Source organism: Nocardia sp. NPDC050718 (genome assembly GCF_040654235.1).
Lineage (GTDB): Bacteria > Actinomycetota > Actinomycetes > Mycobacteriales > Mycobacteriaceae > Nocardia.
The window spans coordinates 53,076-76,466 of sequence record NZ_JBFAHQ010000005.1; the positions used below are offsets into that span (position 1 = coordinate 53,076).

Sequence of the window (23,391 nt, forward strand, 5' to 3'; positions counted from 1 at the left end):
TAGCGGGACGTCCGCGCCGGTGGATACGCTGGGCCGATGACGGACGCCCGGATCGGGCCGCTGCTGCGGGAATGGCGGCAGCGGCGCAAGCTCAGCCAGCTCGAGCTCGCCCTGGCCGCCGACACCTCCTCGCGGCACCTGTCCTACCTCGAGACCGGGCGGTCCAAACCGAGCCGGGCGATGGTGCTGCGGCTGTGCGACACCCTCGATGTGCCGCTGCGGGAACGCAATACGCTGCTGCTGGCCGCCGATTTCGCGCCCGCGTTCCGGGAGTCGGCGCTCGACGACGTCGCGCTGTCGCCCGCGCGGGCCGCGATCGAGACGATGCTCGCCGCGCACGAGCCGTATCCGGCGGTGGTGGTCGATCGCTGGTGGGATGTGGTGGCGGGCAATGCCGCGATGCCCGTGCTGATGACCGGGGTGCCCGAGCACCTGCGCACGCCGCGCCCCAATGTCTTCCGGCTGGTCCTGCATCCCGACGGACTCGCGCGCCGGCTGGAGAACCTGCACCAGGTGCGCGAACTGTTCCTGGACCGGCTACTGCGCCAGCTCGGCGCGACCGGTGACGCGCGGCTGCGCGCCCTCTACGACGAGGTGCGAAGCTATCCGGTCCCGGCGGATTCGCCCGGCGAACCCGAGCCGGTCGGCCCGTTCCAGGTCCCGATCCGGATCAGCTCACCGCTCGGCCCCCTCACGATGTTCTCGACCATGGCGACCTTCGGCGCACCGGCGGACGTCACCCTCTCCGAACTCGCCATCGAGTTCTTCTACCCCCTCGACGACACCACCGCCGCCGCCCTGCGCGCCATAGCCGCAGCGGCGCGCTGAGCGGCTCAGAGCGGGCGGCGCATCTCGAACTCGGTGCGTGGGTCGCCCGGTTCCACCGGCCCGCGCCGGCCGGTCGGCACGAAACCGTGGCGCAGGTACAGGTTCTCGGCGGCGGCGTTGCCCTCGGTCACCTCCAGGCACACCGCGGTGCAGCCGTGCCCGGCCGCCCAGGACAGCGCGGTGCCGGTGATTGCAGCATGCCCGCGGCGGTGGGGCAACGGGTTTCGGGTGGAGACGGCGACAGGGGCGCATCGCCGGATCGGTGATGCGCCCCTGTCGGGTCGAGCCGAGGATCAGATGGGCTGGAAGCCCGCGCCGACGCCGCCCGCCCGGTTCAGCACGTCCAGGATGACCTGGATCGGCTGGAAGTAGGCGGGCGAGTGGATCGGGTTGGCGCCACCGGTGCACGGGACGTCGAAGTCGACGGGGCCGAGGCCGGTGAGCCTGCCCTGGTTCATGCCGACCAGCCGGTCGCCGACGACGACCGGTCCGCCGGAATCACCGGGCTGGGAGCAGTACTGGTTGATCGAGGTGCCTTCGAGCTCACCCCACACCACGCCGCAGCTGCGACCGCTGGTGCGACCGTCGGAGCACACGGTGGTGCCGGGGCCGGGCGCGGAGCCGATGCCCGCGACGGTGGTCTGGCCGATGGTGCGCACCGGCAGCACCTTCGACGCGTCCAGCTGCAGGACCGCGAAGTCCAGGTAGTCGCCGTCGTCGGAGAACGCGACGGTGCCGATGACGCCCGCGTTCAGCGCCTGCTCGGCGCCGACCCGTGCCCCCGTCGGCGCGCAGTGCCCGGCGGTCAGACCCACCAGGCGACCGGCGTTGTCGTGGCCGATGGCGGTCAGCGAGCAACCGGAGTTGTTGTCGAAGACGATGCCCGAGGCCGCGCCGAGCACCACGCTCGGATCGGCCGACACGCTGCCCGCACCAGCGGACGCGGTGAGCGCCCCCGCGATGGCCGCCGCGAACGCCGCCATCCGTAGAAACCTCATCAAGTACCTTTCTCGACGGCCGCGGTATCTCCGCACGCCCGAGATGCTTCTCGGGCGCCGGGGCATAGTCGTTACGCCGACCGCGAACCGGGGCCGACCGTACCGTGCCCGGGTGACAGGCGGCCAGCGCTAAAGATACGAGATGTCGTTGACCAGACGGACCGAAGCGCCGCCGTCGGGATAGAACTCCGCGATGCACAGCGACGCCAGGTCCAGGTGCAGGCGATACAGCAGCGACGGGCCGACCCCGAGCGCCAGTTGCAGCAGCGTCTTGATCGGCGTGACATGGCTGACCACGACGACGTTCTCGCCCGGATACAACGCCACCAGATCGCGCCGGACCGATTCGATCCGCTCGCGCACCTGATCGAAGCTCTCGCCACCGGGCGCGGGCACCGACGGGTCGCCCAGCCAGTCCGCGTGCAGCTGCGGATCGCGCTGCGCGGCCTCGGCGAAGGTGAGGCCCTCCCAGTCGCCGAAGTCGGTCTCGATGAGGTCGTCGAGCACCCGCAGCGGCACGTCGAGCGCGGCGGCGGCCGCCTCGGCGGTGGAGCGGGCCCGCTGCAGCGGCGAGGTCACCACCGCGGCGATATCGCCCTTGGCGGCCAGCATCTTCGCGGCCCGTTCGGCCTGTTCGCGACCCAGGTCGGTCAGTGGCGGATTGCCGCGACCGGAGTAGCGGCGCTCGATCGACAGTTCGGTCTGCCCGTGCCGCAGCAGCAACAGCCGGGTCGGCCTGCCGATCGCGCCGGTCCAGCCGGGCGTGACCGGAATGCGCTGGGCGGCAGCGGAATCGCGGGTCTCGGTGGCGGGCACCGCGACCTGGTCGCCCGCCGCGTGCCCGGCCGCCACGGCGTCGCGGACGGTGCCGACGACCGCGCCGTCGTCCATCGCCTCGTTCGCCAGCCGGTCGGCGTGGGAGTTCTCCGCGCGCGGAATCCAGGTGAAGCTGACCCGGTCGAACCCGGCGACCAGCCCGCGAGCCTGCTCGGCGAGCGGAATCATCGACGGGTGCTTGACCTTCCAGCGTCCCGACATCTGCTCGACGACGAGCTTGGAGTCCATCCGCACCGCGACCACCCGCGCGCCCAGCTCGGCCGCGGCGGCCAAACCGGCGATCAGACCGCGATACTCGGCCACGTTGTTGGTGGTGACGCCGACGTATTCCTTGCGCTCGGCCAGCACCCGCACATGGTCGGCGGCGAACACCACCGCGCCGTAGCCGGCCGGGCCGGGGTTGCCGCGCGACCCGCCGTCGGCCTCGACGATCACCTCGTTCATCCGGTTACAGCCCGGATTCCTTGGTGCGCACCATGATCGCGCTGCACTCGGGGCAGCGCAGGACGGCGTCGGGGGCGGCCTTGGCGATGCGCTGCATCTCGCCGCGATCGATCTCGATCCGGCAGGCGCCGCAGCGCCGAGCCTGCAGCAGGGCGGCGCCGACCCCGTGGGCCGCGCGCTGCTTGTCGTAGACGGCGAGCAGGTCGGCGGGGAACAGCCCGACCAGTCCGTCCCGGTCGGTCTCGCACCGCTGCTGGGCCACCGCGAGATCGGCCATCGCCTCGTCGCGCAGCCGTTCGGCGTCGGCGAGATCCTGGTCGGCCTTGCTCAGCCGGGCGCCGGCGTGGTCGTGATCGGCGGCCATCGCCTCGCGCTGTTCCATCACGGTCAGCAGTTCGTCCTCGAGCACCGAGCGGCGCCGCTCCAGGCTGCCCAGTTCGTGCTGGATCTCGGAGAGCTGCTTGGCCGCGACGGTGCCCGCGGTGAGCATGCCGCGGTCGCGGTCCTCCCGCTTGCGCACTGCGTCGACCTCACCCTCGAGCTTGCGGATGTCGCGGTCCAGATCGTCGATGCCGATCTCGACCGCGACGGCGGCGTCCTTGTAGCCGTTGCGCTCGGTCGACAGGCGCGCCACCTCCTGCTGTTCGGGCAGCGCGTTCCTGCGGTGCGCGATCCGCGTCAACTCGGCATCGACAGCGGCGAGCTGGAGCAGCTTGGACTGGACCGACGGTTCGACATTCAACGCGCACGAACTCCTGAACACGGTGGACGGATGGGTTCGTCAACCGTACCGCGCCACGGGGCACGCGCACGCCATGACCCGAGGACCGGGCGACCGCTGTCGGGCGGGCGTGTCCCGGTACGCGCCCGCCCCCGTCGACGTGGGGAGGCTGGTCGCCGCGTTCAGCCGGTGACCGTCCACGGGTCGGTGCGCAGGGTGGAGACGCGGGTCTCGATCCCGGGGAGGGCCGTGCGGACGAACTGTTCCGCTTGACCGCACCAGGGGAATTCGGTGGCCCAGTGGGCGGCGTCGATGAGGGCGGGGCCGCCGCGGCGGAGATGCTCGTCGACGGGGTGGTGGCGCAGGTCGGAGGTGAGGTAGGCGTCGACGCCCGCGCGGATGGCCGCGGTCAGGTAGGAGTCACCCGCGCCGCCGCAGACGGCGACCCGCCGGATGACGCGGTCCGGGTCGCCCGCGGCGCGCACGCCCCAGACGGTGCGCGGCAGGCCGACGCCGACCCGGGCGGTGAAATCGCGCAGGGTCTCGGGCTCGGGGAGTTCGCCGATGCGGCCGATGCCCAGCGAGGACGGCAGCGGCGCGCGCTCGGTGACGTGGTAGGCGGGTTCCTCGTACGGGTGGGCCGCGCGCAGCGCCGCCAGGACGGCCAGCCGGGAGGTCGGCGCCGCGACCACCTCGACGGCGTCCTCGGTGACGGTCTCGACCGTGCCGATCGCCCCGATCGCCGGGTTCGCGCCGGGCAGCGGCCGGAACTGGCCGGTGCCGGAGGTGTACCAGGCGGCCTCGCGGTAGTCGCCGATCGCGCCGGCGCCCGCGGTGAACAGCGCCGACATGAGCGAGGCGGTGTGCGTCTGCGGGACCTGGATCACCCATTTGTCCACGGAGGCCGTCGGTTTCGGGTCCAGCGGGCCGGTGACGGTCAGGCCGACGGCGGCGGCGAGCGCGTCCGAGACGCCGGGGTCGGCGGAGTCGGCGTTGGTGTGCGCGGAGAACAGGGCGCAGCCGGAGCGGATCAGCCGGTGCAGCAGCGCGCCCTTGGGGGTGTCGGCGGCCACGGTGTCGACACCGCGCAGCAGCAGCGGGTGGTGCACGACCAGCGCCTGCGCGCCCCACTCGATCGCCTCGTCGACCACGGCGGCGGTGGCGTCGACGGCGAACACCACCTTGGTCACCTCCTGACCCGGGTCGCCGCACACGAGCCCGACCGAATCCCACGATTCGGCCAGCCGCGGCGGATACGCCGCGTCGAGCACCCCGATCAGTTCGGCCAGGTCGGTCACCGCCGCCTCCTTCGTTCCGCTGCCTAACCCGTCACCATCGAAGCGACGGGATCACCTTGCACCACAATGCTTTCCACGACCGTCTCGCGCCGCGCAACGGCCGTTGCCGCAGGCCGGTCCCCTGTCACAGCACCGTCCGCCCCGGTCGCCTCGGCACCGCTGCCCGGTCGCCTCGGCACCGTTGCCCGGTCGCCACGGCGCCGCTGCCCGGTCGCCACGGCGCCGCTGCCCGGTCACCACGGCACCGCCCGCTCCAGTCACCACAACGCTGCTCGCAGACCCTCGATCAACCGGTCGACCTCGGCCGACCCACGTACGGCGACCCGCAGGTGATCGGGACCGAGTCCGGGGAAGGTATCGGCCCGGCGCACCGCGATGCCGCGATCGGCCAGGCGCTTGCGCAGCAGTTCGCCGTCGGGAACGCGCAGCAGCAGGAAGGGACCGGCGGCCGGGGTGTGCACCTCGACGCCCAGATCCGCGAGGCGGTCAATCATGGCCGCGCGCTCGGCGGCGATCTCGTCGGCATGCCGCCGGGACGCGGCGACGGCCGCCGGTTCGGCGGTGGCGCTGATCGCCTCCAGCTGCAGGGTGCCCAGCGGCCAGTGCGGACGGCCCTGGGTCAGCCGGGCCAGCACCTCCGGCGCGCCGAGGACATAGCCGCACCGCAGCCCGGCCAGCGCCCAGGTCTTGGTCAGGCTGCGCAGGACGAGCACGTCCGGGGCGGACAGCCCGGCCAGCGACTCCGGTTCCCCGACGGTGTGCGGCGTCGCCGAACCCGACCCCGGACGGGAGGTCGACCGCACCGGCGCTCCCGGAACCACGTCGACGGCCGACGCCGTCCGGAGGGACGACGCATCCGGCGCGCTCGGGGTCGACGACAGGCCCGGCGTCCTGCCAGCGGACGACGACGCGGGCCGCGCACCGCCGGGACCGGCCGCCGCGCCGCGCATCGCGGCACCGGACGCGACGTTCCGGGCAGCGCCGGGCACGTTGTCGCCAGATCCGCCGTCTACTGCCGCACCACCGGCGGTGCTCTCCGCGACCGCGTCGGCGAACGCCTCGTCGACCACGACGAGACGCCCCGGCCGGCGCAACGCCTCGATGACGGCCGCCGGGTGCAGGACCGAGGTCGGATTGGTGGGGTTGCCGAGGACGACCAGATCGGCCTCCTCGGGAACGAGTGCCGGGTCGAGCGTGTATGGCGGTTCCAGGACCACCCGCGTCACCGGCACGCCTGCCTCCCGCAGCGCCAGTTCGGGCTCGGTGAAGGACGGGTGGATCACCGCGGCCAGGCGCGGAGCCAGGCGGGGCAGCATCGCGAAGCCCTCGGCCGCGCCGGCGAGCAGCAGGACCTCGTCGGGACGGCGGCCGTGCCGGGCGGCGACGGCGGCGCGGGCGGCGGCCTCGTCCTCGGCGCTCGGGTAGCGGCCCAGGTCGTCCAGGCGGGCGGCGAGGCGATCGCGCAGCCAGGCGGGCGGCGCGGTGCCGCGCACGTTCACGGCGAAATCGAGCATTCCAGGGCGCGCGTCCACGTCGCCGTGGTGGCGCAACATCGCGGGGTCGACAGAGTCCTGGAACACAACTGAACACCCTACGTGGCGGCGATTCGGCGGCTCGGGCGACAATGGCAGGCGTGGGTCAGCTGCACGTGTCATTCATCTGCACAGGGAACATCTGCCGGTCGCCGATGGCGGCGAAGATGTTCGAAGCGCATCTGTACCGTGCCGGTCTCGCGAACCGGGTACGGGTGACCAGCGCGGGCACCGGATCGTGGCATGTCGGCGATCCGGCCGATCCGCGTACCGAGGCGACCCTGCGCCGGGCGGGCTACCCCACCGAGCACACCGCGGCCACCTTCGGTCCCGAGCATCGCGACGCCGACCTGATCATCGCCCTGGACACCGTGCACGACCGGGAACTGGCCCAGCGCGGCATCGGCACCGACCAGCGCCGCCTGCTGCGCAGCTTCGACCCCGCCGCCGACGGCCGCGACGTGCCCGATCCGTACTACGGCGACCAGTCCGATTTCGACCTGGTCCGCGACCAGATCGAGGCCGCCGTCCCCGGCCTGCTCGACTGGGTGCGCGCCGAACTCGACGCCCGTACCACCGCCGACGCGCACCGCTGATGCGCAAACTCACGTTCCTGCTGCGCCCGAGCTGGCTCATCCTCGCGGTGATCGTCGTCGCGTTCGCCTACCTGTGCTTCACCGTGCTCGCGCCCTGGCAGCTGGGCAAGAACACCAGCACCGAGCACCGCAACCAGCTGATCGCCGACTCCGTGCAGGCCGATCCGGTGACCGTGAACAGCGTCCTCGACGGCGACCCGAGCGCGCACACCGAATGGCGCAAGGTCACCGCGAGTGGTACGTACGTCCCGGATTCGACCGTCCTGGTCCGGCTGCGTCACCTCGACGGCGCCCCCGGCTACGCCGTGCTCGACGCGTTCCGCCTCGACGACGGCCGCACCCTGCTGGTCGACCGCGGCCTGGTCGCCGCCGTCGACGGCACCCGGCCGCCGGTGATCGCCGCGCCCCCGGCCGGGCCGCAACGGCTGGAAGCCCGCGTGCGCGCCTCGGAAGGGGTCGTCGCGGACAAGCCGCCGAGCACCCAGGACGGGTATCGCCAGGTCTACACCGTGGACACCGGCCAGGAAGCCACCGTCCTCGGCCTGCCCCTGGCTCCCATCCCCACCGGCACCGACAAGGGCGGCTACCTCCAGCTGGCCGAGGGCCAGCCCGGCGCCTTCACCCCGAGCCCGCTCCCCCAGCTCGACGCGGGCCCGTACCTGTCCTACGGCCTGCAATGGCTGGCCTTCGGCATCATGGCCCCGCTCGGCCTCGGCTACTTCGTCGTGGCCGAAATGCGCGCGCGCCGTCGCGACCGCGCGGAAACGCCGGCCGAGACCGCGACCGCCGCGCCGAGCGCTCCGGTGGCGCCGACCACCGAAGCCCGCCTGGCCGACCGCTACGGTCGCAACCGCTGATCACCCGTTCCCGTCACTCGGCGGCGTAGCGCAGCAGCACCGCCGTCTCGAAATGCCGGGTCTCGACCAGCCGGAGCCCGATGCGCTGGTCCAGCGCCGGGAACATCGGGGTGCCGCCGCCGAGGACCACCGGCGAGATGAACATCTGGTACTCGTCGATGAGCCCGTGCGGCATCAGCGTGGCCGCCAGGCTCGCGCCACCGACCTCCATGACGCCGTCGCCCTCGGCCTTGATCCTGCGCACCTCCTCGACCGCGTTCTCCGCGACCAGCGTGCTGTTCCACTGGACCTCGGTGAGCGTCCGGGAGAAGACGACCTTGGGCATGTCGGTCCAGAGCCGGCCGAAATCCTGCTGGATGGGCGGCGCGTCCGCGGGCACGTGCGGCCAGTACTCGGCCATCAGCTCGTACAGCCGACGGCCGTTCAGGATGATCTCGAGATCGCGGAACCGGTCGTTGTGGAACTGGTGCAGCTCGTCGTCCGGCTCCGTCCAGTCGATCTTGCCGTCGCGGTCGTTGACGTACCCGTCCACGGACAGGCCGAACCCATAGATCAGTTTCCTCATACCGTGTAGACCTCCTCCGCCCTCGAAACTCATCGGTCCGCGAAGAGATAGCAGGCTAACGGCGGCGCGCCCGCCCCAACACTCCGGCGGCCGCCGCCGCGATCACCAGCGACCCCACCTGCACCGCCTCCGACATGCGCACCGCGCGCCGCAGATCGGCGGTGGTCGGCGCGGGCCCGTCACCGAGGGTCGGCCGCAGTTCCGCGCCGTGCCGGTATTGGGTGCGCCCGCCGAGCCGGACACCGAGCGCCCCGGCCATGGACGCCTCCACCACGCCCGCGTTCGGGCTCGGGTGCTTGCTCGCGTCACGCCGCCACGCGCGCCACGCGGCGGCGGGCCTGCCGCCGACCAGCGGGGCCAGCGCGGCCGTCAGCAGCCCGGTCGCCCGGGCGGGCACCACGTTCGCCAGGTCGTCGGTGCGCGCGGCGGCCCAGCCGAATCGGAGGTAGCGCTCGTTGCGGTAGCCGATCATCGCGTCGAGGGTGTTGACGGCCCGGTACCCGAGCAGCCCCGGCACCCCCGCGACCGCACCCCACAGCAGCGGCGCGACGGTCGCGTCGGCGGTGTTCTCGGCGACCGATTCCAGCGCGGCCCTGGCCAGCCCGTCCGCGTCCAGGACCGACGGATCGCGCCCGCACAGCGACGGCAGCAGTTCCCTGGCTCCGTCGATGTCCCCGGCGTCGAGCCGCTCGGCCATCGCGTGACCGGCCCTGGCCAGGCTGCGTCCACCGAGCGCGGTCCAGGTGGCCAGCGCGGTCGCGACCACGCCGCCGCGCGCGGCGAGCACTCCGAAACCCACCACCGAACCGACCGCGACCACTTCGTGAACCACCCCGGCCCGCCGATCGTCGGCGTAGGTCGCCTGCTCCAATGCCGCTGCCGCCGAACCGAATCCGGCCACCGGATGCCATCGGCGCGGATCGGCGAGCACTCGATCGAGCGCGAATCCCAGCACCAGCCCGACCGCGGTCGATGTCCCCTTCTGCACCCGGCCGAGGGTAGCCGACACCGGGAATGTCACACCCCGCCCCGCTGGTTCGTCATCAGTGCGACGACCCCATACACTCGCCCGGTCCCCGGGCCAGACGACCGAACGGCGAACCACGATGACCGACCTACCGCAGCAGATCGACCAGGCCGAACTGGCTCGCCGTTTCGAGGAACACCGCCCCTACCTGCGCCGACTCGCCTACAGCACGCTCGGCAGCCTCACCGACGCCGAGGACGTCGTGCAGGACGCGTGGCTGCGCCTGCAACGTCACCACGCGGCGGGCAAGGCGGGCGAGATCGACAACCTGCGCGCCTGGCTGACCACGGTCACCGGCCGGCTGGCCCTCGATCAGCTCGGGTCGGCGCGCGCCCGCCGCGAGCAGTACGTCGGCGACTGGCTGCCCGAGCCGGAGGTCACCACCTGGGACGACCCGGCCGACCGGATCTCCCAGGACGAGCGGGTCACCACCGCGCTGCTGGTGGTGCTGGAATCGCTGTCGCCCGCCGAACGCACGGCCTTCGTGCTGCAGGACGTGTTCGGCATGACCGGTCCCGAGGTCGCCGAGGTCGTCGGCCGCACCCCGGCCGCGGTCCGCCAGCTCGCCTCCCGCGCCCGCAAGCACGTCGAATCCGGGACCCCGCGGTTCCCCGCGTCACCCGCCGAACAGGAGAAGGTCGTCTCGGCGTTCGCGCTGGCCTGGCGCTCGGGTGATCTGAGCTCGCTGCTCGGCGTGCTCGACGAGAACGTCGTGCTCACCGCCGACGGCGGCGGCAAGGTGCCCGCGATCCGCAAGCCGCTGCACGGCGCCGAGCTCATCGCCAAGGCCCTGCTCGGCTGGTACCACGCGCCGTCGGCGTCGGGGGCCTGGGGCCGCGCGGTGCTGGTCAACGGCGCGCCGGGCCTGGTCGTCTTCGACGGCGCCAACACCGGCGTCTTCTCGTTCGTCGTCGACGCGGGCCGCATCGTGGCGATCAATATCGTCCGCAATCCCGACAAGCTGCACGACCTCCCCACCGAGGGCGCCCCCGACTGGTACCTGGGCGCGGGGCAGTAGCAGGGGGTCACCACGCTCCGGTGGCAGTCGTCCACCGGAGCGCGGTCACCGGCTCACACGGTCAGCGAATACCCGTGGGCCGCAGCCACTTCGGCGGAGAGCAGCTTGCCGTCGACGGCGGTGAGACCGGCCGCGAGGCCGGGGTCGGCGGCGCAGGCGCCGCGCCAGCCTTTGTCTGCGATGGCGATCGCGAAGGGCAGGGTGGCGTTGGTGAGCGCGACCGTGGAGCTGTGCGGCACCGCGCCGGGCATGTTCGCGACGCAGTAGAACAGCGAATCCGCCACGGGGAAGGTCGGATCGGCGTGCGTCGTCGGACGGGTGGAGGCGAAGCAACCGCCCTGGTCGACGGCGATGTCGACGAGCACCGAGCCCGGGCGCATCCCGGCGACGAGCTCGTCGGACACCAGTTTCGGCGCCTTCGCGCCGGGCACCAGCACCGACCCGATCACCAGATCCGCGGCGAGCACGGCCTTCTCGATCTCCAGCGCGTGCGAGGCGAGAGTGCCGACCCGGCCGCCGAAGCGGGCGTCGAGCTCGCGCAGCCGCCGCAGATTGGTGTCGAGCACGCTCACCCTGGCACCCATCCCCACCGCGACGCTCGCCGCGTTGGTGCCCGCCACGCCGCCGCCGAGCACCACCACATCGGCGGGGCGGACACCGGGGACGCCGCCGAGCAGCACCCCCTCGCCGCCCATCGGCGCCATCAGGTGATACGCGCCGACCTGTGTGCCGAGCTTGCCCGCGACCTCGCTCATCGGCGCGAGCAGCGGCAGCGATCCGTCGGCGGCGCGCACGGTCTCGTACGCGATGGCGGTGATCCCGGAGTCCAGGATCGCGTCGGTGCAGTCCTTCGACGCGGCCAGGTGCAGATAGGTGAACAGCACCTGGTCGCGCCGCATCCGCGAATACTCCTGCGCGATGGGCTCTTTCACCTTGAGGATCAGTCCGGCCGTGGCCCAGACCGTGTCGGCGTCGGGCACGATCACCGCGCCGGCGGCGAGATAGTCCTCGTCGCCGAAGCCCGATCCGGTTCCGGCCCCGGCCTGCACGAGCACCCGGTGTCCGTGCGCGGTCAGTTCGGTGGCGCCCGCCGGGGTGAGCGCCACCCGGAACTCCTGCGGTTTGACCTCCGCCGGCACACCGACCGTTCCGCCTGTTCCCGTCATTGCGCCAGCTTAGGACGCCCACCGACGGGAGTCAGCCCGTTGGAACGTCGCGTGTCGGGTTCAGGGTGACGGCGTCACCGAGGCCGCTGCGGGAGCGGCGGCGGTGGTGGTCGTGGCGGACGGCGGGGCGGAGCCCGCCGCGGGCGTGGTCGTCACCGGCTGTGTCGTGGCCGGCGGTGCGACGGTGGTCGTCGGCGGTGTTTCGCCGCACTGGCCGGGGCCACAGTTGTCGGTACCGCACTCCGGACCCGGCATGCAGTTGTGGCCCGGCGGTAGTCCGCATTCGTTGTGTCCACAGCTGTCCGTGCCGCACTCCGGCCCGGGCACACAGTTGTATCCCGGCGGTGGCGTCGGCGACTGGTACCACGACGACTCCGGCGCCGGCGTGGGCGACTGATACCACGACGACTCCGGCGCCGCCTGGCCGCCGTTGCCCGGCACGGACGCACCGTCACCGGGTGCGCCACCCGGATTCGCGGACGGTGTCACCGAACTCGTCGCCGGCGTCGTCGGGGTGGCCGAGGTCTTGGACACCGTGCTCGACCCCGGCTGATCCGAACCGGACCCGTTCGACGAACACGCCGACAACGCGAGCACCAGCGCGACCAGGGCCAGCAGTAACCGCACCATCGTGCGCGACCGGCGGCCCATCCGTTTGTTCGGCAACTCTTCTCCTGCCATCGTGGGAAACCCGCGCCCGATGATTCGGGCGCGGGTGCTGGGAAAAATCTGTGGTCGAGGCGGTCTCAGACCGCGAACACCTCACCCCGCACCGGAATCCGGAGCTGCGCGGCGCGCTCGGCGTAGGCGAAGGTGCGCTCGAGGTAGTCCAGCGACTCGCTGAAGTGACCCCAGCCCTCCGCGTGCACCGCGACGACGACCGCGTCACCGAGGACGGTGGCCGCCTCGACGGCGGTCCTGGCATTGAGGGTGACGTCGCTGTCGCCGAACCGGCCGACATTGGCCGCGCCGATATTGAGCACCGCGACGTCGATCCGCCCGAACCGCTCGACGATCCGCTCGACCAGTTCCACCGACGCGTTGTCGCCGGAGACATACACCGTCGGCTCACCCGCCGCGCGCAGCACGAACCCGGTCACGACGCCGCTGAGCGGCTCGCAGCCCTCGGGACCGTGCAGCGCGGGCACCGCGGTGACCTCCACCGCGCCGACGGTCACGACCTCCCACGGCGCCAGCCCGCGCACGCCCGCGATCCGTTCGGCGGCATCGGGAGTCGAGAGCACGGTCTCGACCTCGGCCAGCAGGGCGCGGCCCGCGGTGTCGAGATTGTCGGCGTGCTGGTCGTGCGAGAGCAGGACGACGTCGATCGCGCCGATCGCCTCGACCGGCACCGCCGGGCCGCTGAGCTTGTGCAGGGTGATCGGGCCGGGGTAGTCACCCGGCTCGTCGAAGGTTGGGTCGGTGAGCCAGGTCAGGCCCCCGTACCGGAAGCGCAGGGTCGGACCACCGATGTGCAGGACGTCGAGCAGGGTGGGGCGGGTGATCGTCTCGGTCATGCGCTCAACTGTCGCCGAGCGCGGCGCCCCACGACAGTGGCCTCCAGGCCGACCATCGTTAAGATCGGGCCATGCGTTCGGTGGCGGTCGTGGCGTTCGACGGGATCAGTCCCTTCCACCTGTCGGTGCCGACCCTGGTCTTCGGCCGCTCCGGCACCGGCGTCTTCGACGACTCACCCTACGACGTCCGGGTCTGCGCCGAACACCCCGGAACCCTGTCCACCGCAGCCGGTTTCGACATCACCGTGCACCACGGCCTGGACACCGTCGCCACCGCCGACATGGTGGTCTTCCCCGGCTGGCTCCGCGACCTGGACCTCTCCCCCGCGCTCGACGAGGCCGTGCACACCGCGCACGCCGACGGCGCCCGGCTGGTCGGCCTGTGCCTGGGTTCGTGGGCGATCGCGGCGACCGGGCTGGCCGACGGCCGGGAACTCACCACGCACTGGGCCGCCGCCGAGGCCATGGCCCGCGCCTATCCCCGGGTGCGGGTGCGCGCGGACACCCTGTGGACCGACCTCGGCGACGTGATCACCTCCGCGGGCGTGGCCGCCGCGCTGGACTGCTGCCTGCACATCGTGCGCGGCGATCTCGGCGCCCGCGCCGCCACCGACCTCGCTCGCGCGCTGGTCACCGCGCCGCACCGCAACGGCTCGCAGGCGCAGTTCATCCCGGTCGCGGTCCCCGACGACGACAGCGACGACCCGATCGAGCACGCCATGGTGTGGGCGCGCACCCACCTCGACGCGGGGATCGACCTCGACCACTGGTCGCGCGAGGCGCTCATGTCGCGGCGCACCTTCACCCGCCGGTTCCGCGAACGCACCGGCACCAGCCCGCAGCAGTGGCTGTTGCAGCAGCGCACCGACCACGCCCGGCTGCTGCTGGAATCCACCGACGAGACCGTCGACCGGATCGCGCGCGACACCGGCTTCGGCAGCGCGGTGAGCCTGCGCCACCACTTCCACCGCATGCTCGGCACCAGTCCGGCGGCCCACCGCGCCCAGTTCCGCGGGGCGGCGCAATAATCACCGCATGATCATCAAGGTGTCCGGGTTCGCGCCGGAAATCGACGACACTGCCTGGATCGCGCCGAACGCGACCGTCATCGGCCGGGTGCGCCTTGGCGCCGAGGTCGGCATCTGGTACTCGGCCGTGCTGCGTGGCGATCTCGAACAGCTCACCATCGGCGCGCGCACCAACATCCAGGACGGCTGCGTGCTGCACGCCGACCCCGGCTTCCCGCTCACCGTGGGCAGCGGAGTCTCGGTGGGCCACAACGCGATCCTGCACGGCTGCACCGTCGGCGACGACGTGCTGGTCGGCATGGGCGCGACCGTGCTCAACGGCGCCGTGATCGGCGCGGGCAGCCTGATCGCGGCCAACGCCCTGATCCCCGAGGGCGCGCAGATTCCGCCCGGATCGCTGGTCGCCGGTGTCCCCGGCAAGGTGCGCCGCGAGCTCACCGAGGCACAGCTGGACGGGATCAAGCTCAATGCCGCCGTATACCTGCACAATCTGGCGACACATCGGGATGCCGAGATCGTGTGAGAAGTCACACTGAGCAAGTGACCAGTAGGGATCCCTGATAGCATTTGCCCTGCGTATTGCGTCCGGCCAATGAGTGTGGCGGCCGGCACCGGATACGCGAGGCAGGAGGTATCACGGTGGCATACATGCAGTCCGGTGTGCACCGAGCGGGGGGACGGCTCAGCGTGGCCGACATCGCCGCCCAACCCGGCGGAATCGAGGCACTCCAGTGCCGGGTTCACGAACTACGTTCCCGCGGAGTCCATTTCGCCGCCAACGCGATCGAACAAGAGATGGCCGCCCTGGATCTGTCGCCGTAGGGATAATGGGGAGATGCCCACTGTCTCGTCCATCCTCGCGCGGATACTGGAAAAGCCCGTCACCGACGGGGAGAAGCTGCTCGACAGCGCGCTGTCGGCGTTTCTCGATTTCGGGATCAAACGCACGAGTATGGGCGAGATCGCCCGGCGGGCGGGGATCAGTCCGGCCACCCTGTACCGGCGCTTCGAATCGAAGAACGACCTGGTCGAAGCGGTCGGCGTGCGGGAGGCGCAGCGCTATGTGGGCGAGATCGATGAGCGGGTGCGGGCGGTCACCGAGCCGGGCGAACAGCTCGTGGAGATCTTCGTCGCGTTCGTGACGACCCTGGCGGGCAACGAGCTGCTACGCAGGTTGCTCAGCACCGAGCCGGAGATCATCCTGCCCAAGCTCACCACCGAAGCGGGCCCGATCCTCGCGGTCGGCCGCGAGTATCTCGCCGACAAGCTACGCGAACTCCAGGCGACCTCGACGGTGCCCGATTTCGAACCCGATCTGGTCGCCGAGGTCATGGCGCGGCTCGCGCTGTCGCTGGCGCTGACCCCCGACGGTCTCATCCCCCTCGACGACCCCGCGGCGGGCCGCGACTTCGCCCGCCGCACCCTGCTGCCGATGGTCGGCCTCCGCGTCGGTCACTGAGCGGGCACCCCGAACGCGGCGGCGACGGCCTCGTCGATGCCCGCCGCCGCCACGGGCAGGCCGTCCTCGAGCACACCGCGCACCCGCCCGACGACGGCGGCCGCGGCCGGGCAGGCCGGATCGGGCAGCGGTAGCCGGGCCACGTACTGGGTGATCCAGCGCCGTCGTCCCGAATACAGCCGGTTGCCGCACACCGCGTCGTAGAACCGCAGTCCCAGCGCCGAATTCGCCACGCCCATCAGCAGATACGCGAGCTCGGTCGCCTGCTCGCCGCTTCCGAGATCGGTGAGCGAGATCCAGTAGCAGTCACCGTTGACCACCGCGCCGGAGCGATCCAGCGCGAACCGCGGCCGCTCGCTGATATCCGGGAACACCAGTTTCGGCGCACCCCACAGGTGCGGACGCTGCGGCACCCAGATCTCGAACCACTTCCGGCCGCCGTCGAGCACATACCGCCGCCCCGAGAGCACCTGCTCGTGCGAGCGCAGATACTCGGCCGCGCCGGGGAATTCGGCGAGATCGATGGGCGTGCGGCGCGGCTGCCCGAGGTCGTAGGGGTAGAGCACCCTGGTGCCGCGATCCCGCCCGATCCGCCACGGTTGCAGGTCGTGATGGGTGATCAACTGCCGCAACAGTTCCGGCTCCGGGGTGGGATCCATCTGGTCCCAGCGATCGGAGATGAACACCCGGTCCGCGGTGGTCTTGATGCCGACGCGGATGCGGGCGGTGTCGCCGAAGGTGCGCCAGGTGCGCTCGGCGATCCGGCCGAGCCAGCGGTCGACGGCGGGGCGCGACATGCGCCAGGCGGAGTCGCCGGGGGGAACGGCACCCGGCCTACCGGGCGCGCCGGGCCGGGTCCGCGCTTCGAGCACTGACGGCCGGTCGAGCTCGCTGGGGCGACTCCGCGCTTCGACCACCGGCGGCCCGTCGAGCTCGCCGGGGCGACTCCGCGCTTCAGTCACCGGCAGCCGGTCGGACTCCGGTCGGGTCGCTCCCGCGTGGCCTTCCGCCCGCGCCGAGGGCCGGCTCCGCTTCGGATCGCCGCTTCGTCGTCCCGCAGGACGTTCGCCGGACCCTTTCGGTGTGTTGTCGGGGTCCGGCGTACCCGCCGCCGACCGCCCGCCGACCGCCCCGGTCGACAGGACCCCCACCTCCACGGCGAACACCCGGCCACCCGTCCCGACCAGGCAGTCCGTGTCCCCGGCCAGCGCGTCGAACAGGTCGGTGGCACAGTCGGGTTCGGCGCCGAGCTCCTCGTACACCGAGACGTAGCGGCAGTCGCGATCCCTGGGTGCCCGCGTCGCGACGGTGACGGCGGGCAGCACCGCGGCGGCGAAGAGCTTGGTGTCGCCGAGGTCGTAGAGCTCGGCGGGATGCAGCTCGCCGGTGAGGATCCGGCGCAGGTTCGCCCCCGCCCTGGTGGTGAGGAACCGGTTGGCGCACAGCAATCCGAGGACGCCGTCGGCGCTGAGCAGCCGGGGGGTGATCGCCACGAACGGATGGGTGAGGTCGATCCGCCCGCGCAGCCCGAACTGCTTGCTCAGCAGCTGCGCGGTCGACCCGCCGAGCTGCTGGGTCCGCACGTACGGCGGATTGCTGATCACCAGGTCGAAGGAACCGTCGGCGATCCGGGCCGACGCGGCGAGGAAATCCCCTGCCCGGCACTCGATCTCGACCCCCTCGGCGGCGGCCCGCGCGGCCGTGTCGGCGACCGCGCTGCGGTCCAGGTCGTAACCGGTCAGCCGGACCGTGACATCGGCCGCGGCCAGTTCCCGGTGCACCGCCAGCAGGAGCTCGCCGTCGCCGCAGGCCGGATCGAGTACCCGCAGCTCACCGGCGCGCGGCGCGTGGAGTAGTGCCCGCCGCGCCAGGAACCGCGCCAGCGCCGGCGGGGTGTAGTGCCTGCCGTGCCGTTTGCGCTCCTGCGCGTCGCGGGCCTGCGAAGCCATGCGCTCGATTCTGCCCCGGGAGGCCGTCGTCGTGCCGCAGGCACGAGGCCGCGGACCGGTATCCGGGCGAAAAACCGATCGTTACCTGCTGAAACATCATTTCGTCCGGCAAACGGTGGTTTGTGCCACCGTTTTTGGGGTTACTCCCGGCCCTGACCAGTCTGTATCGTCTGTCCGGTTTCATTCCGAGTGATGAAGTTCGAGGACGATGTCGAGATTCCGGACGCTGGCCGCGGCACTGACCGCCACAGCGCTCACCCTGCTCCCCGCAGCCCTTCCCGCGACGGCCGACGCCGACCCGGGGCAGTACGCGCCGACCATGCTCATCCTGGACGCGTCCGGGTCGATGCAGCGTCCCGACCAGGGCGCCACCATGATGGACTCCGCCAAGAAGGCCGTGCGCACCTTCGTCGAGTCGGCCCCGGCCGAAGCGAAGGTCGGCCTCACCACCTACGGCACCGGGACCGGCAACACCGAGGCCGAGAAGGCGGCGGGCTGCCGCGACGTCCGGATCCTGCAGCCGCCGACGACCATCGACAAGCCCGCGCTGACCAGCGCCGTGGACGGCATCGAGGCGCGCGGCTGGACCCCCATGGGCACCGCGCTGCGCCAGGCCGCCGAGGCGCTGCCGTCGTCGGGAGCGCGCTCGATCGTGCTCGTCTCCGACGGTGACGACACCTGCGCGCCGCCGGACCCGTGCGAGGTCGCCAGGGAACTGAAGCAGCAGGGTGTCGACCTGGTCGTGCACTCGATCGGCTTCGCCGTCGACGACACCGCGCGCGCCCAGCTCACCTGCATGGCCCAGGCCACCGGCGGCACCTACAGCGACGCCGCCGACGGCGCGGCGCTGGAACGCATTCTGCCCCGGGTGAGTTCGGCGGCGCTGCGCAACTACCAGGCCACCGGCACCCCGATCACCGGCACCGCCACCCACGGCACCGCCCCGGTCGCGAAGGCGGGCCAGTACCTCGACACCATCGGCCAGCACGAGAAGCGGTGGTACGCCGTCGACGTGCCCGCCGGCGCGACGGCGTACTTCACCGGCATCGTCGCCTTCCCGCGCGCGGCCGCGGGCGCGGCCACCGACGGACTGGCCGTGCTGGAACTGCGCGTCCACGGCCGCGACGGCACCTACTGCAACATCCGGGAACGTGAGCTCGAATCCCGCAGCGGCGACGGCGTGGCCTTCACGATCAGCAACACCCTGGAGCGGGCCACCGAGGAACCCAGCGGCGGCAGCTCCGATTCCTGCAAGGGCGGCGGCCGCTACTACTACGAACTCCACTGGGACGAGGCCCCCGGCGGCCTGCCCGCGCGGCTGCCGGTGGAGCTGATCATCGGCATCGAACCGGGCGTCACCGATCCAGGACCGACTGCGGTCACCGCGAAGACGGCGTTCGCCGAACCCGCCGGGGCGCGCAAGCCGGTCAGCGGCGGCGGCTCGTTCACCGTCGCCACCAGTCTGGACGGGAGCGGTAAGTACACCGACACGATCCAGAACGGCGAGTACGTCTTCTACAAGGTGCGCCTGAACTGGGGCCAGGGCCTGGCCTATCGCGTGCGCTTCACCGAGACCGGCGGCGCGGGCTACACCACCGCCACCAATGTCACCACGACCCTGTACTCGCCGCTGGGCGGCGAGATCGACGACGACACGAACGCCTACACCGGGCGGCAGGCCACGACGCTCGAGGGCGCGACCGTGCCGATCCGCTACGCCAACCGGGAAGGCGGCGGCCCGGAGGCCCAGCGTCAGTCGGTGGCCGGGTGGTACTACCTCGCGGTCAAGGTCGGCATGCCGTCCGGCGTCACGTCCCTGCCGCCGACGCCGATCGAACTCGACCTCGTCGTCGCGGGCGAGGCCGAAGCGGGTCCGACCTACGTGACCGCCAGCCCCGACGTGGTCGGCGAGCAGTCGCAGCCCGGCACCGAGAAGTCGGTGGCCGTGGGTGGTTCGGAGTCGTCGACGCCGTGGCTCGCGATCGTCGGCATCGGGGTCGGCGTGGTCGCGCTGATCGGCATCGGCGTCGCGATCTGGGTGGTCGCCCGGCGTCGCGCCTGATCCACCACCGAAGCCCGCCCGCACCAGAATTCGTGGTGCGGGCGGGTTCCGCGTTTCCGGCCCGACTGCTACCGTGGTCTCAAAATGAGACTAGTTCTCCTGATCGACCGAGGGAGCCGCGCGATGGCGCCGACCGACCACGACAGCAGTGATTTCGCCGCCCTCCAGCGCCTGGCCGACGCCCGCTGGACCTGCAGGCAGTTCCTTCCCGACGAGGTCGACCGGGCCTCGATCGACCAGCTGCTGAGCCTGGGCGCACGGACCCCGTCGTGGTGCAACACCCAGCCGTGGCAGGTCGTCGTCACCGCGGGCGAAGGCACCGAGAGCTTCCGCAAGGCGCTGCTCACCCACATCCAGACCAGCGGCGCCGCACCGGATTTCGAGTTCCCCGCGCAGTACGCGGGCGTCTACCGTGAACGCAGGCGCGAGTGCGGGTTCCAGCTCTACGACAGCGTCGGCATCGCCAAGGGCGACCACGAGAACACCATGCGCCAGATGGTGCGCAACTTCGAACTCTTCGACGCGCCACACGTCGCCATCGTCACCTCCGAAGCCGACCTCGGCACCTACGGCGCCGTCGACTGCGGCCTCTGGCTGCAGAGCTTCCTGCTCGGCGCCCAGGCCCTCGGCCTCGGCGCCGCCCCCCAGGCCGCCCTCGCCTCCTACTCCCCCTTCATCCGCGACTACTTCGACCTCCCCGACCACCGCAAGGTCGTCTTCGGCGTCTCCTTCGGCCACCCCGACCCCACCCACCCCATCAACACCTTCCGCACCGCCCGAGCCCCCCTCCCCGACCAGATCACCTGGCACACCAGCTGATCTCGATTACCACGCGCGGAGGTGCCGCACGACGCACCCCGCGCGTGGTGCTCGTTCGTCCGGGTGACGAGATCAGGCGGGGCGGGCGGTGGTGGTGATGCCGGGGCCCGGTTCGGGGGTGATGTCGCGGGCGGTGACTTCGGCGGCGCATTCGTCGCAGGTGAGGTGGACGTGGGCCTCGCCGGTGCAGTCCTTGTGGCGGTATTCGACCGGGGGTCCGTCGGGGGCCATGTAGGTGTCGCCCCAGTCGCGGATGGCCATCAGGATCGGGTAGATGGCGTGGCCTTTTTCGGTGAGGCGGTATTCCTCGTAGGCGCCGTCTTTCGCGGGTTGCTTGACCAGGATCTCGTGCTCGATCAGCCGGTCGAGGCGGTCCTGGAGCCGGCTGCGGGAGATCCCGAGCGCGCTCTGGAAGGCGTTGAAACGCCGGATACCGGTGAAGCAGTACTTGAGCACCAGCAGTGTCCAGCGGTCGCCGAAGATCACCAGCGGCCGCGTGATCGAGCACGGGACGTCGGCGAGTTCTTCGTAGCGCACCCTGCCATTATGCGCGTCGCCACCACTCGACGGCGGCAGGCGTCAGCACCGACCGGGGGCACTCATCCCGTTCCACCGCACTCGTCGGCGATCGGCCCTTCAGCCCGCAGCGCCCGCACGACATGCGCGACCAACCGCTCGACGACGTCGGCGTCGACCGGCTGCCGACTGAGCGTGGTGCGGAAATGCAGTGGCCCGATGAGCAGTTCGAGGGCGAAGCGCGGATCGGTGTCCGGCAAGATCTCCCCACGTTCGACAGCGCGCTCGAACAGTGGCCGCACCGCGTGGAATCGGCTGTCCCAGAACGCGGCGCGAACCTCGGCCATCTCCTCGGTATCGGTGACATAGGCGAGCGCGCGGGACAATCCGCCGCCCAGCGGCGTCTCGAGATAGGCCGCGAGTTCGGTGGCGAACCCGGCCAGATCACCCCGGAGCGTCCCGGTGTCGGGCAGCGGAAGCACCTGCCCGCTGTAGTCGAGCAGCACGTCGAGGAGCAGATTCTCCCGGCTCCCCCACCGCCGGTAGATGGAACTGTCCCGCACCCCGGCCCGCCGGCTGATGTCGGGAATCCCGACCCGATCGACACCGTGCTCGACGATCGCGTCCAGCACCGCCTGGTGCACAGCCTCGCGCACGCGCGCCGACCGGCCCCCGGGCCGCCGCTGCGGAGTGTCTTCCTCTGTCGTCGCCACTCCCCGATCTTAAAGCAGAATTCCTTGCTTTTGATCGCCGAGGCGCCTTACGCTCACTGAAGCAGAAAATTCTGCTTTTTCTGAGCTGGAGAGGTTCACCGATGACATCGTTGTCAGCATGGGCGAAGAAGATGCTGGTCAGCATCTGCGCACTGACCGGCACCACCGAATACGCGACCCGCCGGGTCGGCCCCGCCCCGTTCCTGCCCGCGTTGTTCGTCGACCGCTTCACCCATCTGGGCGGGATCGCCGACGCGGAGTTCCGCGCCCAGCTCGACGCCTGCCGATCCTTCGACGACGCGCGGTGGACCACGCACTGGCAGACCATCGCCGGGCAGCACGTGGCCCGCGCGAACGACGCCCTCGCCCAGCTCGGCATGCCGGACACCGACACGCTCCTCACGACTACCGAGCCACGCGCGGAGCTGGGCACGCGACTGGCGCCGGCGGTCACCCTGCTCGCCGACCGCGGCCCGGTCGCCGACCCCGACGCGGTGGCGACGTTCGGCGCCGAACACCCCGATGCCGCGCAGCAGGCCATCGTGCTGGACGGCCTGATCAAGGCGATGGTCTACGAATTCGTCGCCGCGTGGCCGGGCTGGACACCGCACCGGCTGGCGGCCTACGAGCGATCGCACCGCCTGGCCGAACTCGTCCTCACCTGCCTGGCGCCGGCGATGGGCGTGTCTATCGAGCCGGTGCGCGTTCCGGTCCCGGGCGACGACGTGGTCCGCGGATACCTGATGTTCCCGCTCGATCAGGATGCGGCCGAGGTACCGATCGTGGTGTGCAGCAATGGCATCGAGGGCACCCTCGCGGAGCTGTTCCTGCCGATGCTGGCCCATCGCCGTGCCGGGATGGCCCTGTTCGTCATGGAGATGCCCGGCACCTACTCCTACCGGCAGCCGTTGGCGCCCGAGGTGGAGCGGGTGTACTCGACGGTCATCGAGCACCTCGCCGCGCATGCGCGGGTGGACGGCGATCGCATCGGGATGCTCGGCGTCAGCTTCGGGGCCTACTGGGCGACCCGGATGGCGGCGGTCGAACCGCGGCTCTCGGTCGCGGTCGCCAACGGCGCGCCCGCGCACCGCAGCTTCACTTCGGCGGCGGCACTCGGCCTTCCGGAGATCATGGTGTCGACGCTGCGCGAGGCGACCGGATCGGCGACTCTGCGCGAGATGGCGGGCAAGCTGCGCGCGCTCTCGATCGCACACCTGTACCGGCACATCGACATTCCGCTCCTGGTCATCAACGGCGCCGACGACACCCTGCTGAGCACCCAGGACTCCGTCGACATCGCCATCGGAGCGCCGCGCGCCCAGCTGGTGCTCTACGCCGACGACGACCACTGCGCCATGGGACACAGCGACGAATGGAGCGCGCTGTCGGTGCGATTCCTGCGCGAGCACCTGGTCGTCCGGCAGAACGTGGGGTGCTGATC

At 71.7% G+C, this 23,391-nt stretch carries 25 protein-coding genes; 11 read left to right on the plus strand and 14 right to left on the minus strand.

Annotated features, from left to right (window positions below):
• Positions 1–36 precede the first annotated feature (36 nt).
• Positions 37–828 (plus strand): helix-turn-helix transcriptional regulator, encoded by a 792-nt coding sequence (locus AB0H54_RS22875; protein ID WP_357347665.1) that lies wholly within the window; start codon positions 37–39, stop codon positions 826–828.
• Between the two features lie 5 nt (positions 829–833).
• On the opposite strand, the gene AB0H54_RS22880 is transcribed toward AB0H54_RS22875, so the two are convergent.
• From AB0H54_RS22880 to AB0H54_RS22905, 6 genes are all read right to left on the minus strand, one after another.
• A complete protein-coding gene (locus AB0H54_RS22880) occupies positions 834–1,046 on the minus strand; it encodes a GNAT family N-acetyltransferase (protein ID WP_357347667.1) in 213 nt (70 codons plus the stop codon).
• A 75-nt stretch (positions 1,047–1,121) separates the two neighbouring features.
• Complete coding sequence (locus AB0H54_RS22885; protein WP_355279129.1) at positions 1,122–1,826, minus strand: S1 family peptidase; 705 nt, start codon at positions 1,824–1,826, stop codon at positions 1,122–1,124.
• Between the two features lie 129 nt (positions 1,827–1,955).
• Complete coding sequence (locus AB0H54_RS22890; RefSeq protein ID WP_357347669.1) at positions 1,956–3,107, minus strand: bifunctional RNase H/acid phosphatase; 1,152 nt, start codon at positions 3,105–3,107, stop codon at positions 1,956–1,958.
• 4 nt (positions 3,108–3,111) lie between these two features.
• Positions 3,112–3,849 carry a C4-type zinc ribbon domain-containing protein gene (locus AB0H54_RS22895; protein WP_355279123.1) on the minus strand — a complete coding sequence of 246 codons (738 nt, stop codon included), beginning with the start codon at positions 3,847–3,849 and terminating at the stop codon, positions 3,112–3,114.
• Between the two features lie 161 nt (positions 3,850–4,010).
• Complete coding sequence (locus AB0H54_RS22900; RefSeq protein ID WP_357347671.1) at positions 4,011–5,126, minus strand: Nif3-like dinuclear metal center hexameric protein; 1,116 nt, start codon at positions 5,124–5,126, stop codon at positions 4,011–4,013.
• A gap of 257 nt (positions 5,127–5,383) precedes the next feature.
• Positions 5,384–6,679, minus strand: coding sequence for a pyridoxal phosphate-dependent aminotransferase (locus tag AB0H54_RS22905; protein ID WP_357348468.1), 1,296 nt, complete (start codon positions 6,677–6,679; stop codon positions 5,384–5,386).
• A 71-nt stretch (positions 6,680–6,750) separates the two neighbouring features.
• Between AB0H54_RS22905 and AB0H54_RS22910 the strand changes: the two genes are divergently transcribed.
• Both AB0H54_RS22910 and AB0H54_RS22915 read left to right on the plus strand, forming a co-directional pair.
• The gene (locus AB0H54_RS22910) at positions 6,751–7,254 is read left to right on the plus strand and encodes a low molecular weight protein-tyrosine-phosphatase (protein ID WP_357347673.1); all 504 of its coding nucleotides are present in this window, start codon (positions 6,751–6,753) and stop codon (positions 7,252–7,254) included.
• A complete protein-coding gene (locus AB0H54_RS22915; protein ID WP_357347675.1) occupies positions 7,254–8,111 on the plus strand; it encodes an SURF1 family protein in 858 nt (285 codons plus the stop codon). Before AB0H54_RS22910 ends, AB0H54_RS22915 begins: the two co-directional genes overlap by 1 nt.
• 13 nt (positions 8,112–8,124) lie before the next feature.
• Here AB0H54_RS22915 and AB0H54_RS22920 read toward each other — a convergent pair whose 3' ends face one another.
• The gene (locus AB0H54_RS22920) at positions 8,125–8,676 is read right to left on the minus strand and encodes a dihydrofolate reductase family protein (protein ID WP_357347677.1); all 552 of its coding nucleotides are present in this window, start codon (positions 8,674–8,676) and stop codon (positions 8,125–8,127) included.
• Positions 8,677–8,731: 55 nt separating this feature from the next.
• A complete protein-coding gene (locus AB0H54_RS22925; RefSeq protein WP_357347679.1) occupies positions 8,732–9,664 on the minus strand; it encodes a cobalamin biosynthesis protein in 933 nt (310 codons plus the stop codon).
• Positions 9,665–9,782: 118 nt separating this feature from the next.
• Between AB0H54_RS22925 and sigJ the strand changes: the two genes are divergently transcribed.
• The gene (sigJ, locus tag AB0H54_RS22930) at positions 9,783–10,721 is read left to right on the plus strand and encodes an RNA polymerase sigma factor SigJ (RefSeq protein ID WP_357347681.1); all 939 of its coding nucleotides are present in this window, start codon (positions 9,783–9,785) and stop codon (positions 10,719–10,721) included.
• 53 nt (positions 10,722–10,774) lie between these two features.
• Here sigJ and ald read toward each other — a convergent pair whose 3' ends face one another.
• From ald to AB0H54_RS22945, 3 genes are all read right to left on the minus strand, one after another.
• On the minus strand, positions 10,775–11,887 hold the full coding sequence (gene ald / locus AB0H54_RS22935; RefSeq protein ID WP_357347683.1) for an alanine dehydrogenase: 1,113 nt from the start codon (positions 11,885–11,887) through the stop codon (positions 10,775–10,777).
• A gap of 60 nt (positions 11,888–11,947) precedes the next feature.
• Positions 11,948–12,553, minus strand: a complete 606-nt coding sequence (locus AB0H54_RS22940; RefSeq protein ID WP_357347685.1) for a hypothetical protein — start codon at positions 12,551–12,553, stop codon at positions 11,948–11,950.
• Positions 12,554–12,633: 80 nt separating this feature from the next.
• Complete coding sequence (locus AB0H54_RS22945; RefSeq protein WP_357347687.1) at positions 12,634–13,404, minus strand: MBL fold metallo-hydrolase; 771 nt, start codon at positions 13,402–13,404, stop codon at positions 12,634–12,636.
• 71 nt (positions 13,405–13,475) lie between these two features.
• Between AB0H54_RS22945 and AB0H54_RS22950 the strand changes: the two genes are divergently transcribed.
• The 4 genes from AB0H54_RS22950 to AB0H54_RS22965 all read left to right on the plus strand — a co-directional run bounded on the left by AB0H54_RS22950 (position 13,476) and on the right by AB0H54_RS22965 (position 15,891).
• Complete coding sequence (locus tag AB0H54_RS22950; protein WP_357347689.1) at positions 13,476–14,432, plus strand: helix-turn-helix domain-containing protein; 957 nt, start codon at positions 13,476–13,478, stop codon at positions 14,430–14,432.
• 7 nt (positions 14,433–14,439) lie between these two features.
• Positions 14,440–14,955: a gamma carbonic anhydrase family protein gene (locus AB0H54_RS22955; RefSeq protein ID WP_355279100.1), complete on the plus strand. Its 516-nt coding sequence runs from the start codon at positions 14,440–14,442 to the stop codon at positions 14,953–14,955.
• Positions 14,956–15,071: 116 nt separating this feature from the next.
• Positions 15,072–15,254 carry a hypothetical protein gene (locus AB0H54_RS22960; RefSeq protein ID WP_357348499.1) on the plus strand — a complete coding sequence of 61 codons (183 nt, stop codon included), beginning with the start codon at positions 15,072–15,074 and terminating at the stop codon, positions 15,252–15,254.
• Between the two features lie 13 nt (positions 15,255–15,267).
• The gene (locus tag AB0H54_RS22965) at positions 15,268–15,891 is read left to right on the plus strand and encodes a TetR/AcrR family transcriptional regulator (RefSeq protein ID WP_357347691.1); all 624 of its coding nucleotides are present in this window, start codon (positions 15,268–15,270) and stop codon (positions 15,889–15,891) included.
• On the opposite strand, the gene AB0H54_RS22970 is transcribed toward AB0H54_RS22965, so the two are convergent.
• The gene (locus AB0H54_RS22970; protein ID WP_357347693.1) at positions 15,885–17,840 is read right to left on the minus strand and encodes an N-6 DNA methylase; all 1,956 of its coding nucleotides are present in this window, start codon (positions 17,838–17,840) and stop codon (positions 15,885–15,887) included. The genes AB0H54_RS22965 and AB0H54_RS22970 overlap by 7 nt on opposite strands.
• Before the next feature lie 208 nt (positions 17,841–18,048).
• Here AB0H54_RS22970 and AB0H54_RS22975 point away from each other — a divergent pair, with 208 nt between their 5' ends.
• Together AB0H54_RS22975 and AB0H54_RS22980 are read left to right on the plus strand one after the other, a co-directional pair.
• The gene (locus tag AB0H54_RS22975) at positions 18,049–19,902 is read left to right on the plus strand and encodes a VWA domain-containing protein (protein ID WP_357347695.1); all 1,854 of its coding nucleotides are present in this window, start codon (positions 18,049–18,051) and stop codon (positions 19,900–19,902) included.
• A 123-nt stretch (positions 19,903–20,025) separates the two neighbouring features.
• Entirely contained in the window at positions 20,026–20,721 is a 696-nt protein-coding gene (locus tag AB0H54_RS22980) for a nitroreductase (protein WP_357348470.1), read from the plus strand.
• Positions 20,722–20,793: 72 nt separating this feature from the next.
• Here AB0H54_RS22980 and AB0H54_RS22985 read toward each other — a convergent pair whose 3' ends face one another.
• A complete protein-coding gene (locus tag AB0H54_RS22985) occupies positions 20,794–21,258 on the minus strand; it encodes a helix-turn-helix domain-containing protein (RefSeq protein WP_357347697.1) in 465 nt (154 codons plus the stop codon).
• Between the two features lie 62 nt (positions 21,259–21,320).
• Positions 21,321–21,950 carry a TetR/AcrR family transcriptional regulator gene (locus tag AB0H54_RS22990; protein ID WP_357347699.1) on the minus strand — a complete coding sequence of 210 codons (630 nt, stop codon included), beginning with the start codon at positions 21,948–21,950 and terminating at the stop codon, positions 21,321–21,323.
• A gap of 101 nt (positions 21,951–22,051) precedes the next feature.
• Here AB0H54_RS22990 and AB0H54_RS22995 point away from each other — a divergent pair, with 101 nt between their 5' ends.
• Positions 22,052–23,389 carry an alpha/beta hydrolase gene (locus tag AB0H54_RS22995; RefSeq protein ID WP_357347701.1) on the plus strand — a complete coding sequence of 446 codons (1,338 nt, stop codon included), beginning with the start codon at positions 22,052–22,054 and terminating at the stop codon, positions 23,387–23,389.
• Positions 23,390–23,391: the final 2 nt, after the last annotated feature.